10 protein-coding genes are annotated in these 13124 nt (G+C 50.8%); all 10 read right to left on the bottom strand.

Annotation, left to right across the window (positions count from 1 at the left end; all coding sequences use genetic code 11):
* Positions 1-75: 75 nt before the first annotated feature.
* The 10 genes from ilvD to panB all read right to left on the bottom strand — a co-directional run bounded on the left by ilvD (position 76) and on the right by panB (position 13103).
* Complete coding sequence (gene ilvD / locus SPTER_RS01515; protein ID WP_144348740.1) at positions 76-1755, bottom strand: dihydroxy-acid dehydratase; 1680 nt, start codon at positions 1753-1755, stop codon at positions 76-78.
* 22 nt (positions 1756-1777) lie between these two features.
* The gene (gene dmpG / locus SPTER_RS01510; RefSeq protein WP_144348739.1) at positions 1778-2791 is read right to left on the bottom strand and encodes a 4-hydroxy-2-oxovalerate aldolase; all 1014 of its coding nucleotides are present in this window, start codon (positions 2789-2791) and stop codon (positions 1778-1780) included.
* Complete coding sequence (locus SPTER_RS01505; protein WP_144348738.1) at positions 2791-3672, bottom strand: acetaldehyde dehydrogenase (acetylating); 882 nt, start codon at positions 3670-3672, stop codon at positions 2791-2793. Before SPTER_RS01505 ends, dmpG begins: the two co-directional genes overlap by 1 nt.
* A 93-nt stretch (positions 3673-3765) precedes the next feature.
* The gene (locus SPTER_RS01500; RefSeq protein ID WP_144348737.1) at positions 3766-4551 is read right to left on the bottom strand and encodes an IclR family transcriptional regulator; all 786 of its coding nucleotides are present in this window, start codon (positions 4549-4551) and stop codon (positions 3766-3768) included.
* Between the two features lie 121 nt (positions 4552-4672).
* A complete protein-coding gene (locus tag SPTER_RS01495; RefSeq protein WP_144348736.1) occupies positions 4673-5566 on the bottom strand; it encodes a dihydrodipicolinate synthase family protein in 894 nt (297 codons plus the stop codon).
* A 39-nt stretch (positions 5567-5605) separates the two neighbouring features.
* On the bottom strand, positions 5606-7171 hold the full coding sequence (locus SPTER_RS01490) for a response regulator (RefSeq protein WP_144348735.1): 1566 nt from the start codon (positions 7169-7171) through the stop codon (positions 5606-5608).
* Between the two features lie 38 nt (positions 7172-7209).
* The gene (locus tag SPTER_RS01485; protein ID WP_144348734.1) at positions 7210-8778 is read right to left on the bottom strand and encodes a histidine kinase; all 1569 of its coding nucleotides are present in this window, start codon (positions 8776-8778) and stop codon (positions 7210-7212) included.
* Between the two features lie 450 nt (positions 8779-9228).
* Entirely contained in the window at positions 9229-10524 is a 1296-nt protein-coding gene (larAH10, locus tag SPTER_RS01480) for an NPN-dependent 2-hydroxyacid racemase, LarAH10 family (protein ID WP_170233096.1), read from the bottom strand.
* Between the two features lie 34 nt (positions 10525-10558).
* On the bottom strand, positions 10559-11839 hold the full coding sequence (locus SPTER_RS01475; protein ID WP_144348732.1) for a nickel-dependent lactate racemase family protein: 1281 nt from the start codon (positions 11837-11839) through the stop codon (positions 10559-10561).
* Positions 11840-12248: 409 nt separating this feature from the next.
* Positions 12249-13103, bottom strand: a complete 855-nt coding sequence (gene panB / locus SPTER_RS01470; protein WP_144348731.1) for a 3-methyl-2-oxobutanoate hydroxymethyltransferase — start codon at positions 13101-13103, stop codon at positions 12249-12251.
* Positions 13104-13124 lie beyond the last annotated feature (21 nt).

The raw sequence follows: 13124 nt of genomic DNA, 5'->3' as shown, positions 1-13124 counted from the left end.
AATCCCCCTAACATCTTTACCTTTATTTCTGCTTTATAGCAGCTCCACTGCTTTCTGCAACGAAACCCGGCCCGGCTATAGCTTTATGACCGCCCCTTCGGCAGCGGAACTTGCCAGCTTGGAGTATATCCCCAAGTAACCGCGGGTAAACTTCGGCTCCGGTCTGTGCCATAATTCCAGCCTTGTACTGATCTCCTGGTCAGACAGGTGCAGTTGCAGGTTCCCCCCGGGAATATCGATCGTGATCCGGTCCCCGTCCCGGACAACAGCCAGGGGCCCGCCTTCAGCGGCCTCCGGTGAAATATGCCCGACAAAACAACCGTTGTTGGTACCGGAAAAACGCCCGTCCGTAATCAGCGCCGTCTTTTTCGCCAGCCCCATGCCATACAGATATTTCATCGCCTTATACATTTCGCGCATGCCGGGACCGCCTTTAGGACCTTCATAGCGGATAACGACAACATCGCCGGCTTTGATACCACCCTTCAGTATTGCCGCCTCGGCTGCCTCCTCACAGTCAAAGACCCTGGCACTGCCTGTAAATACATGCATCTCCGGCGCAATCGCCGCCGGCTTGGTTACTGCCGTAGCGGGCGCCAGATTGCCCCGCAGGATGGCTAATCCCTTTTGTTTGCTGAACGGCTTGTCCAGGCTGGTAATGACATTGGTATCGGGCGGATACTTAAACCGGTAGGTCTCAATATTCTGCCCGACCGTTTTCCCGGTCACAGTAATACAGTCCTCATGCAGCAGCGAGCTGATCTCCTGCAGCACCCGGGGAATTCCTCCCGCCCGGTGAAAGTCTTCCATATCGTAGCGGGAGGCGGGATTTACTTTGGCAATCTGCGGGGTTGACCGGCTGAGGCTGTCATAAGCAGCCATCATCGTTGCCGCCGCTATATCCAGCTCGGCGGCGACCGCCGACAGGTGCAATACCGCATTGGTCGAACCACCGGTAGCCATTAACACCCGGATAGCATTTTCCAGAGACTGATAGGTTATAATTTTTTCGGCGCTTATCCGGCTGTTTACCAAGGCCACGATCGCCCTGCCGGTTTCTTCCCCCAGCCGCAGCCTGTCGGCATAGACCGCCGGCACCAGCGCCGCTCCCGGCAGGGACATCCCCAGCGCCTCCGCCAGGCAACACATCGTATTGGCGGTGCCGTAAAAAGCACAGGAACCGCAGGTTGGACCACAAAGCTCTTCCAGCTGCTCATAAGACGTTGCATCAATCTTATCACTTTTGAGCATCCCTAATGCTTCCGACATTGTCGTTAAATCCGACTTGCGGCCGTCAAAGGTTACGCCGCCCAGCATCGGCCCGCCGGGCAGGAAGATTGCCGGAATTTTCAGCCTGGCTGCCGCCATCAGCATCCCCGGCACAATCTTGTCGCACGAGCCAAGCAGAACAATGCCGTCCAGCCGGTGGGCCTCCACCATCACTTCAATATCGTTGGCGATGAGGTCCCGCGATGGCAGGATATAGTGCATGCCGGCATGCCCCTGGGCAGTGCCGTCGCAGGCGGCAATCACACCAAATTCGGCGACAGCGCCGCCGGCCCGGTAAATCCCTTTACGGACATGCTCGGCAACCTGCCGCAGGTTGGCATGACCGGGCACCAGCTCGTTCCAGGAGTTGGCAATGCCAATAACCGGCCGGTTAAGATCATCGTCAGAATAGCCCACCGATTTAAAAACACTCCGGTTAAAGCTCCAGTCAGGCTTGCTTAAAATTGTACTGCTCCGTTGTTCCATGCTAAATCCCCTTTCACTGCTTTTATAATGAACTATTTCTTTGTTTAGCCAGTTCAATGGCAACATCAATAATTAAATCCTCTTGGCCGCCGACTGTTTGGCGCCGTCCCAGCTCCAGCAGAATATCCCGGGAATCAACGCCAAACCTTTCCGCCGCGCGGCGGCTGTGGAGCAGAAAGCTGCCATAGGCGCCCGCATAACCAATGGCCAGAGCATCGGTATTTACCGTTTGAGGCCGGTGCATCAGCTTCTCCACGACATCCTTCGCCAAATCCATTACTTTATATAAATCAACACCGGTGTGATAACCGGCTTTGTCTAACACGGCTGTCAGCACCTCCAGCTGGGTGTTGCCGGCTCCGGCTCCCAGCCCGCAAACGGAAGCATCGACAATTGTCGCGCCGGCCGCAATGGCTGCCAGCGTATTGCCGACTGCCAAACCCAGATTATTATGAGCATGAAAGCCGACCGGTATCGACAGCGCCCCGGCGACAAGACTGATTCTGGCGGCTACATCGGCGGGCAGCATTGCCCCGGCCGAGTCAGTGACATAAACGATATCAGCGCCATAGCTTGCGAACAGTTTGGCCTGTTCCAGCACCTTTGCCGGCGGCGCCTTGTGCGACATCATTAAAAAGCCGATTGCCTCCAGGCCATGGGCCTTGGCAAATTTAATATGTTGTTCACCCGTATCAGCCTCAGTGACATGAGTGGCAACCCGCACAGTTTTTACCCCATGAGCCATGGCCATTTCCAGATCTTCCACTGTGCCGATGCCCGGGATTAATAAAACAGCCAGCCGGGTCTTTGTCAACACCTGGGCAACAGCCTGATAATACTCAGCCTCCGGGGCCCGGGAAAAACCATATTGGCAGGATGAGCCGCCCAGACCGTCGCCATGGCCGACCTCAATACTGTCCACGCCCGCTTCATCCAGCTTCGCGGCCACAATTGCCATCTGCGCAGGCGTTAACTGATGGCTTACGGCATGCATCCCGTCCCGTAACGTACTGTCTAAAATGCGGATTGACTTCATTAGCTCGCCCCCTCCGGCTTTAGTGCGGCATAACGTTCGCCCACAGCCACCGCCGCCGCCGTAATAATATCCAGATTGCCCGAATACCTTGGCAGATAATCCCCGGCGCCTTCCACTTCAACCATCGTTACAACACTTTCCCCGTCCGCATAGGGAGAAACCTTAAGCCGGTACCCCGGCACATATTGCTGCAGCCTGCCCACCATATTGTTGACTGAATGAATAATCGCTTCAATCCGGGTTGAGTCACATTTCGTATAAATCGTGTTACGCATTAAAATCGGCGGGTCGGCAGGGTTCAAAATGATCAGCGCTTTGCCGGCCTGGGCTCCGCCTACCTTAATCAGGGCATTGCGGGTAGTCTGCGTAAACTCGTCAATATTTTGCCGTGTACCGGGCCCGGCACTGCGGCTGCTGATGGTAGCCACAATTTCTGCGTACCTTACCGGCGTAACCTGATTAATCGCATAGACAATCGGTACTGTTGCCTGGCCGCCGCAGGTCACCATGTTGACATTGGATTCTTGCAGAAGCTGGGCATCCATCCCCACCGCCGGCACGATATACGGCCCAACAGCCGCCGGCGTCATATCGACCGTAAAAATACCAGCCTGGTTAAGCAGCGGCGCATGGCGCAGATGAGGCGTGGCTCCGGTGGCGTCAAAAACAATATCCAGGCCGCCAAATTTCAGTACCCCTTCAATCCCGGCTGTGGTCGTGGCAATACCGGCCTCAGCCGCCATTTTCAAGCCCTGGGAATCCGGAACAATGCCAGCCATCAGCACCAGCGCCAGCACCTTACTCTTCCTTAATTTCAGCATTAGGTCAATACCAATATTGCCTGGGCCAATAATTGCGGACCGCAGTTTTTTTTGCGCCAACCGTCATCATCCTTCCTATCGTTAATTTTATTTTGTTTTATATTATCAAACCGCGTTTGCATATATAGGCATGTTTAGGCCATGACAGCCCCATTACTGCTTATAGCCTAAACGAACAGAGATCTTCCTTGCAGTTTCCATTACATTGGCGGCGATAGCCGGTATATCCGTGTCCAATAGGCGATGGGCCGGGCCTGAAAGACTAATCGCAGCAATAATAGCGCCTGTACTGTCTTTTACCGGAGCGGCAACACAGCGCAGATCAAGTTCAAACTCTTCCAGGTCGAGCGCATATCCCTGCCCACGCACCTGCCGGATCTGAGCCAGCAGTTCTGCCAGGTCTGCCACTGTATTTCGGGTATATTGCCGCCAGGTTTTACCGGCATACATCTTTTGAATCAGTTGCTCGTCAAGCCCCGCCAGCAGCGCCTTGCCAACGCCGGTACAGTAAGCCGGGTTGCGGCCGCCGACCTGAGACCGGATGCCAATAGAGCGGGAACCATCCACTTTATCAATATAGACTATCTCTTCAGCGGAAAGTACGGCCAGATGAGCTGTTTCCTGATAGGTCAGGGACAGCTCTTTAAGATAGGCTAATGCCGTCTCACGCAAATCAAGATTGGCAATATAGGCCTGCCCCATTTCAAAAACCCTGATCCCCAGCGCGTATTTCCCGGTTTGCGGGTCCTGCTGCAGGTAACCGCATTTCTCCAGGGTGGCAATCAGACCATGGGCAGTGCTTTTATGGATGCCAATCCCTTTGCTGATCTCCGTCAGGCCGGCAATACCCCGGTGGAGGGCAATATATTCCAATATTTTAACAGCACGGAATACTGATTGAATCATTCTCTCACTGTCACCGCCAGCTTGTCCGGTCATAGCATCACCCCTTGTTTTATATTGTCAAACACCATTCTTGTTTATTGCGACAATTTTCTTCTGGCCGTGGCTATTCCTGCACTATTCAAATATATTACTCGTTTTCGGGGCTTGGTGTTTTCTAGAGAACCTCCGCTTGTATTAATAGTTGCTGAATCCGCTGCATCTGCTGGCTTGTTACATCTGCGGCCGGCTCCTTGACCTTGGGAATAACCGGCAGCCCCATCTGAACAACAGCGCCTTTAATTGCGGCCACAAAGGGCTGAGATACATCATACAGGTTCATCAGCACCGATATTTTGGCCTGCGCTGCCGCAACGCCGGTAAGATCCTTGGCCTCATAGGCGGTCATCAGGCTAAAGAAAACATGGGGGATAACATTGGTTAAGCCGCCAAGAATGCCATCGCCGCCGGCCATTAAATTGGGTATCAGATATTCATCAAAACCGGATAACACACAAAAATCAGGCCGTTCGGCCTTTACTGCCTGGATCAGCCGCCTGGTATGACTGATATTATCAACCGTATCTTTGATCGCGACAATATGTTTAAATTCTCTGGCTAAACGCAGAACCAGCTCCGGCCCTAAATCAACAGCAGTCCGATCGGGGTAGTTGTACAGCATAATCGGCAATGTCGTAGTCTGGGCCAGACTTGCGTAATAACGGTAAATGGTCTCAGGATCAAGCTTAAAATAATAAGGCGAAATAACTACCACGCCATCAGCGCCGGCCTGTTCGGCAAACCGGGTAAGCGCAATAACCTCAGCCTGTACGGTTCCCCCTGTACCAATAAGCACAGGGACCCTTTTAGCCACTGTTTTGACCGCAAAGCTGATAAATTCCTGTTTTTCGGCGGTTGAGAGAGCAAAGAACTCACCAATACTGCCCATAAAAAGCAGCCCGTTAATCCCCTGGCTAATTAACCGGTTAATGACCATTTCATTGCCAGGTAAGTCTAAATTTCCGTTTTCATCAAGAATCGTAACCACAGGCGAAAGTATTCCTTTGAACATGTTGTGCCTCCATCTATTTTTCTGCTAACTCACACTGGGTCAGCAGCTTTGCCGCGTTGCCGCCGCCAGATTACTGGGGGATTGCTGGTAATGTTTCTTAAAAACACTGCTGAAATAACTGGCATCGCGAAAGCCTACCATCCGGGCTACCTCGGCCACTGTATACTTACCGCTCATTAGTCTTTCCCTGGCTTTTTTTAATCTGATTTTAGTCAAATAAGCAGCATACCCTTCGCCGGCATATTTTTTGAAACTCCGGCAGAAGTAGCCTGTACTCATAAACAGCTTTTCGGCAAATTGCTCCAGCGTTAGATCTTTATGATAATTATTATTAATATACTCAATGGCCCATTTTACTGACTGTTCAGCCTGATTCTGTTCACAAGTGCAGGTATTGCTTTCCAGCTTATCAATCAGGTCATACAAACATTGTTCCAGTTCACCGGCGGAAGCTGTTTTATTTAACTGACTGATAAAAATCTGCCGGTACCGGCCGGCTTCCTCGGTGGAAATAAGATACTCCGCATATTTCGCAATCATAGTATTGGCGATCTTAATAATGGCAGCATAAATATATTCGGGCTGGCAGACATTGTGCATTGACTCACCTAAAAACTGCCGTAAAATTACTTTCGCCTGGTCGGCCCGGCGTTCCAGCAGACAATCCTGAATCTGTTTTTGCACAGCCGCGCATTCAATATCGGTACGGCCTGCTATAGAACTATCTGAAACCAAAAGCCCCTGCTGCTGCCAAAAAAGGCCTACTTCGCGTTTTTTAGCAGCATTACGGTAATCCCGGCCGATGCGCGCCGGACTGGCAACCAGGCTTATACCGGCGCAAAAGGTGATGTTATACAAATGTTCCCATTCTTCCAGCTGAGCCTGCAGTTCACACCGCAGCTCATTACCCCACCGGCCGAAAATGATCACTAATTCCTGGCTAAAGGCCGCCACAATTGCATAATCGCCAAACCGTCCGGCACATTCCCAGGTCAGGCGCTCTTCCAGCCCGTCAATTACCGGTGTTGCTGCTATCGGCCAGTACGAAGCAGAAATGATTGCGGCCGGATAAAAGTTTTCCTGTTTGGCTATACTCTGCAGCAGATTTAATGCCGTGGGATTATCTTTATCGTTTTTTAACAACTCAAATAATTTTTGCTTGGTAACAACAGGCCGGTCTTTCGCTATTTGCCGCTCCATACGCTGCAGCCGCTGGGACGCTATCCGCTGACTGAGAACATTGGCAATACCTTTCTTGAGTGTCTCGGCCAGTTCAGCCGGCTTTATCGGCTTAAGCAAATAACCGGCTACCTGGGTCTGGACCGCCTGATGGGCATAGTCAAAGTGACTGTAGGCCGTCAGGATATAGATGACGGTGTCACGATACTTTTCCCTAATCTGTTTGGCAGCATCGAGGCCGTTTAGAAATGGCATGTTAATATCCAAAATGACAAATTCCGGCTTATGCAGCTCGGTCAGCCGGACAGCCTGCTCACCGTCCTCGGCCTCCCCGCAGATATGAAACGGCAGATGATACTGCTTGACAATATAGCGAAGGTATTGTCGCACCGCAGGTTCATCATCGGCAATAATCATTTTATACATTTTGTTCTCCCCCTCTTCATTTAGAGTCGAAAACAAAGCTACAGCGGCAGGGTAATCCGGGCCAAAGTCCCGCCCTCCTCCAGACGGGTAAGTGTTAGGGAAAATAGGTCGCCGTAATAATGCTTTAATCTCAGAAAAATGTTTCTGATGCCAATTCCCTTCAGACTGGGTGGATCATAATCAGCATGAGGTAATTCCCTCACGGCCGCGGCAATGGGTTCAGGTATACCACAGCCATTGTCACGTACTTCGATAACCCCCGACTTGCCCTGCTTATAACTGCTGACATGCAGCCGGCCCTGCTGGCGAATATCCCGGAAGCCATGGAGAATTGAGTTTTCTATTAGCACCATGACGGTCATGAACGGTAGCTTAAGCTGCAGCGTATCAGGGTCCATCCCGATGTCGACCGCAAATTTGCCGGGGAAGCGGGTCTTTTGTATAAACAAATAATCTTTAATATAGCTTAATTCCTCTTCCAGGGTCACAAGCGACTCCGCCTTGCCCAGGCTTAAACGCAGTAAATTGGAGAGTGAATACGTCAGTGACGCCAGTGTGGCCGCCCCGTCCATCTCGGCCTGCTGGGCAATTGTATTGAGCGTATTAAATAAAAAATGAGGATTAACCTGCGATTCCAGAAATTTAAGTTTGGCCTGACTCAGGGAATTATGCAGCCTGGCCTGCATTTCCCGCTCTTGCGACAAACTGACCCGGTAACTGCTTAATTCTTTTTCCTTCAGCGAATTATCCATTAGCTGCACAAGCGAAGCACTAACCAGCGACAGCGTTTCCGCCACAGTAATCAGTTGGTTCCGGGTCATAAAATTAAGATTCAGGTAAGCAGCCTGAGCCTTGCGTTTATCCAGAGCCGTTAACTCAGTCTGGGGAATAACAATCGATATTCGCCCATAGCCGCAGCCGAGATAGCCTAATATCCGGTCATTAACAACAACAGGGCTTTGGATTGCCGATACGCCGAATTTACAGCGAAATACTTTTTTCTCGGAATAGGGCCACTGCGGCGAGGCGCAATGCAGAACACAATTGCCGCATTTTTCCATGATACAAAGCAGGCATAGGTCCGGCAGGTTCTTCTTTTCTGTCAGGAAATTGCCGGCTACATCAATCAGGGTCACCGTCATATTGACAGTTTGCGAAAATTTTTCGGCAATGGCATCAAGGTTAATCACCTTGGCCATTTCCATAAGCTCAATGTCCGCACCGGTGGATAATTCCTTCAATGTCTTGGGGATCGTCGAATAGACGATGCTGATAAAAGAGGCCGGTTTATCCGAGGTGTTAATATGCCGGTGCTTGCCCCCCTCGCTGATATACCCGAGCTTGCCTTTGCTCAGCTTAATTTCCCGGTCATTGCACCAATGGGTTGTTAGCCCCTCCAGACCGATAATAATTTCAATATACCCTGAATGCACGTGGGGCAGCTGCTCTTCGCCGGGATATACGGTCGCCACTGATACAATCGGCTGAATCTCCGGGTTGTCAGGGTCTAATTGCAGCCAGTGCTGTTCACCCCAGTCATAATACTGGTCGCCAATAATATCCAGTTGAAATAAATCTCTTATGTTATTAATCACATCTATTGTCATTATAAATCCCTCATACCTTACTGCCAGTATAAAAACTGAAAAATATCCAGCCAGCTGCAGAACGTTATCTAAAAGGGTATATAATTACTCCTATACTTATTCATCCTGTCGTAAAAATCCTTCAACTATTCTGTAAAATTTGTCTGACTTTATTTGTCAAGTAATAAATTTCACAAGCTAGTGTCTTGTGCCTTGTCAGCTCTAAAACGGTAGAACAATGGCGAGGCTGTTTTTTCGCGCCAGCCAGCATACCGGACGTACGTATGCGGGCTGACGACAACGAAGGTTTGCGAAAATAGACCGTCAGTATTCACTGATTAGGTGCTTTAGCCTAAAAGGCGGTGAGGTCTCCCTCCAGTCTTTTAGGCTATATTATAGCTCACTCCCATTGTTTTCCCGGGATTTTTTTATCAAGCCTATGAAAATGCAATACTGGCTTAATTTAGCTAATCAACCTTGCCGTAAAATCGGCAGGGTATTGGCCCCTTGTGGCATCACCGTATAGGTCGGCTGGCCTGCTCCGCATTTTTCCCGGGCAATCTGCAGGGCCGCCTCCATGGTAGTTGCCGGAATCATGCTGGTTTTGGCCAGAAACCCGGCATTTTCGGCCCTGGTTACCAGGATATAGGTGGCATAGTCGCTGCATTCTACCTCTTTTAACGCCACCCAGCCGGGTATGCCGAAGGATTTGCGCAGCGCCTTCTCCATCGCCAGTTTGTCGTCAAACTGGAACCAGCGGGAGAACTCCTGCGGCTCATAAATATCCGAACACTCGCTTAAAATGATTACGGCCCCGCCTTTTTTAACCGCATAGTATGCATTGTCCATGGTTTTACCGGTCTGATAGAGATTAATATCTTTCGGGAACCCGCCGGCAGTAGCAATCACAATATCGGCTAATTCATCAATCTCAACCCCGTACAGCTTATCCACCAATTTACAGCCCTCGGTCCAGGCCGACACCCAGTTGCCGGCAAAAATCCCGCCGAACTGTCCGTCCGGTGTGGGCACCATATTGATAATAAAATCGGGCTGCACAAAACCGGCGATCTCCATCATGTCCTCATGCAATTCATTGCCTTTTGTTTTACGGGAGGCGGCATTCGGGTTGGAGCCGGCCCCTTCTGCGGGGCCCAGCCCCCAGAGATGATTTTGTCTGATTGTTCTGATAGAGCTGATCCCGGGCACCACACTCTTGCGCCCGCCGCCGTAGCCTGCCATATAATGATAAACGATGCCGCCTGTCAAAATAAGCCGGTCGGCCTCATGGGCCAGCTTATTGATGGCAACCTCGGTGCCCCGGCTGGTTTTTCCCAGATAGACCATATTGTCGGTATCCCAGGCATCATGATTGATTACTCTGATGCGATGGCAGGTTTCCCGGCCGCACAGCTGGATAAACTCCTGCTCGGTGTTTTGCCGGTGGCCGCCTACCGCAATAATAATAGTAATATTTTCATCAGGCACACCGGCTTTATTCAGCATCTCAATAATCTCAGGCAATACCAGCGGCATTTGCTGCCAGGAGCGGGTAATATCACTGACAGAAATTACTACTTTTTCGCCTGGCTTTACAATCTCGCCCAGGGGTGGTGAATCAATAGCCGCTGCCAGCGCGGCCCGGACAGCCTGAGGGATATCCGCTACAGGCGGATATTCATTGCCAATAATCTCATGCACGACCTGCTTTTTAGGGATGGAAAAGCTTAGTTCTCCGGTACCGTATTTCAGATTAAATTCTCTCACCGTTAAACACCCTTTCTCGAAAAAATTACTGTACTCAACGCCCTGGCTTAATAATCGGCAGCATATCCGGCGCATGGGTCAGCACTGTTACCCTGGCATTCCGGCCATGTTTGGCGACAGCGGCCGCCAAGGCGTTTTGCACGGTGGCAAACGGGGTAAACCCCAGGCGCCTGGCAGCGTCAGCTACAATACCGTCAGAAACGATAAATACTGCCTCCCGTTCTTTCACCTGGGCCCAGGCAATGGCTAAGGCCGCGGCCACTTCATCCGGCACCTGCTTATCGGTTACCATTTTCTTTAAACAATCAGCCGTATGGCAGGTAATATCCAGCATATCGCCATGGGTAACGGCCACGCCCTCATAACAGGGCGTAACCAGAATAATGGTCCCCCCCGCTTTTACGGCAAGGTCGGCAGGATATAGCGTTTTATGGGCCTGCCAGAATTCAATATCACAGGGATGGGAGCCGGCGATCACGATGTCGGCCGCTTCCGGAATTTCTGCCGCATATACCTCTCTGGACAAAGCCACTCCCTGCCTGAAAGCCGCCTCCACATCGCCGAAAAAGGCCCCCACTACCTGACCGTGCCGGTTTAACACCGTATTAAAAATTGTATGCAGGCCAATTTTGCCTGCTATCATATTTAACTCCCGCCGTACCGGATTATCTGCCACGCCTAAATACGAACGCGGTGCCCGGACACTGAGCAAATGGGTCGCGGCCGTAGTGTGTTCCCCGGAAATACCGGGCTGAACAATTTTGGCCCCGCCGGCAAACCCGGGAATATGATGTGGCACGATACTGCCAATCCCGATTTTAAAATCAGCCTCATAAGCCTCGCGGTTCACCCAGACACTTGTCCCGTTCGGTGTCTGGCCCAGATCGACAAGGGCGGCCGGATTCTTGAAATCGTGATTTTTAATTGTAACCCGCTTAACAACTGCCTCACCAAATTTAACGAGTATTTCTTCCTCAGTCATAAACCGGTGGGTGCCCAGCGCAATAATAATCGTTATCTGCTCATCGGCAATGCCGGCCGCGTTCATTTCATCAAGCAATACCGGGATAATCGCCGCCGTCGGTGTTAAACGGGTATTGTCATCCGCAACAATGACCACTTTTTTCGCACCTTTAACCAATTCCGGCAGCTTTTTAGTGCCGATCGGGTTGTTGAGAGCCCGAATAATTTCCTGCCTGATATCAGTTACGACCGCCACAGCCTGCGGCGAAAATACACCGATCAGATTATTGGGGGGAACAGTTACTTGTACCGTTTCCTGGCCATAAGGCAATTCAACTACTGTACCTTGCACAAACTCCCATCCTTTCTCGTCATAGACACAGACATAATGTGCTGCCTATACTTTTTTACTTGCGGGCACCGGCAGCTGCCCGCGCAGACGGCTCCATAACTGGGGGCAGCACCGCCATCCTTTTCCTAACTTTCATATTAGTATTAGTTTTTTAAATTGTCTATCAATTCCTGCCTAATTTATTGACCATTACCATAAAAATATTGTACAGCCAGCCTTTGTTCAGCCATGCCCGAACAAATAGCTGTGCGATTAATATAAAATATGTTTCAAGCACTGCATGACTCAATAACCGCCGTATTAGGCGAAATTAAAAGGAATGAGTCCTGTTTTTTACAGAACTCATTCCCGAAGAATTGCTAATTAATTTTGTCGAAAAATATGCAGCCGGTCAGAAAACTCCCGCTTTCTATTCTTTGTCCAGCGCCGCCAGAAACTCTTTCACATCAGCTTCTTTCATGCCATACGTATGCTCGGCATCCACCGGGAACTGAGCAGCCCGGACTTCAGCCACATATTCTTTAAAGGCGTTTGTCAGAACCTCGCCCACATTAGCGTACTTTTTGACGAATTTCGGGGTAAAGTTATCATACATCCCCACCATATCAGCATATATCAGCAGCTGTCCATGGGTATAGGAACCGGCGCCAATGCCCAGAATGGGGATACCGGCTCTTTCGGTAATGGCTTTGCCGACAGCGGCAGGCACCCCTTCTACAAGAATGCTGAAGGCCCCGGCTGCCTCCACCACTTTGGCCTGATCAACAATCTTCATCGCCGCCGCGGCACTGCGGCCCTGCGCTTTGTAGCCGCCGATCTGGCCCATAAGCTGCGGCGTCAGACCGATGTGTCCCATGACCAGTATCCCGGCCTGCTGAATCGCTTTAACCCGTTCGGCAATCATGGGGCCGCCGCCTTCCAGTTTAATCGCATCGACATCGGCCTCTTTAATCAGCCGCCCGGCATTGGCAATGGCCTGTTCATTGGAGGTCTGATATGACATATAGGGCATATCGCCGACGACAAAGGTATTGGGGGCACCGCGCCGCACAGCCTGGCAATGGCGGACCATATCATCCATGGTGACCGGGAAAGTGGTATCATACCCCAGCGTAACCATCCCCAGCGAGTCGCCAACCAGAATCATATCCACGCCCGCTTTTTCCTGCATCTTAGCTGTCAGGTAATCATAAGCCGTAAGGTAGACAATTTTTTCCCCTTTGCTCACCATTTGGGCAAAATCATTAATTGTTTTTCTAGCCATTCTTCAGCACCTCTTTTTTCA

The sequence above is a fragment of the Sporomusa termitida genome, assembly GCF_007641255.1.
Classification (GTDB): Bacteria; Bacillota; Negativicutes; order Sporomusales; family Sporomusaceae; genus Sporomusa; species Sporomusa termitida.
This window is presented reverse-complemented; position numbering and strand designations above follow the sequence as displayed.

Coding starts and splice junctions, on each gene's coding strand:
- SPTER_RS01485 (WP_144348734.1), bottom strand. CDS start 8,778: ATGACAATAGATGTGATTAATAACATAAGAGATTTATTTCAACTGGAT.
- SPTER_RS01490 (WP_144348735.1), bottom strand. CDS start 7,171: ATGTATAAAATGATTATTGCCGATGATGAACCTGCGGTGCGACAATAC.
- ilvD (WP_144348740.1), bottom strand. CDS start 1,755: ATGGAACAACGGAGCAGTACAATTTTAAGCAAGCCTGACTGGAGCTTT.
- dmpG (WP_144348739.1), bottom strand. CDS start 2,791: ATGAAGTCAATCCGCATTTTAGACAGTACGTTACGGGACGGGATGCAT.
- SPTER_RS01500 (WP_144348737.1), bottom strand. CDS start 4,551: ATGACCGGACAAGCTGGCGGTGACAGTGAGAGAATGATTCAATCAGTA.
- panB (WP_144348731.1), bottom strand. CDS start 13,103: ATGGCTAGAAAAACAATTAATGATTTTGCCCAAATGGTGAGCAAAGGG.
- SPTER_RS01495 (WP_144348736.1), bottom strand. CDS start 5,566: ATGTTCAAAGGAATACTTTCGCCTGTGGTTACGATTCTTGATGAAAAC.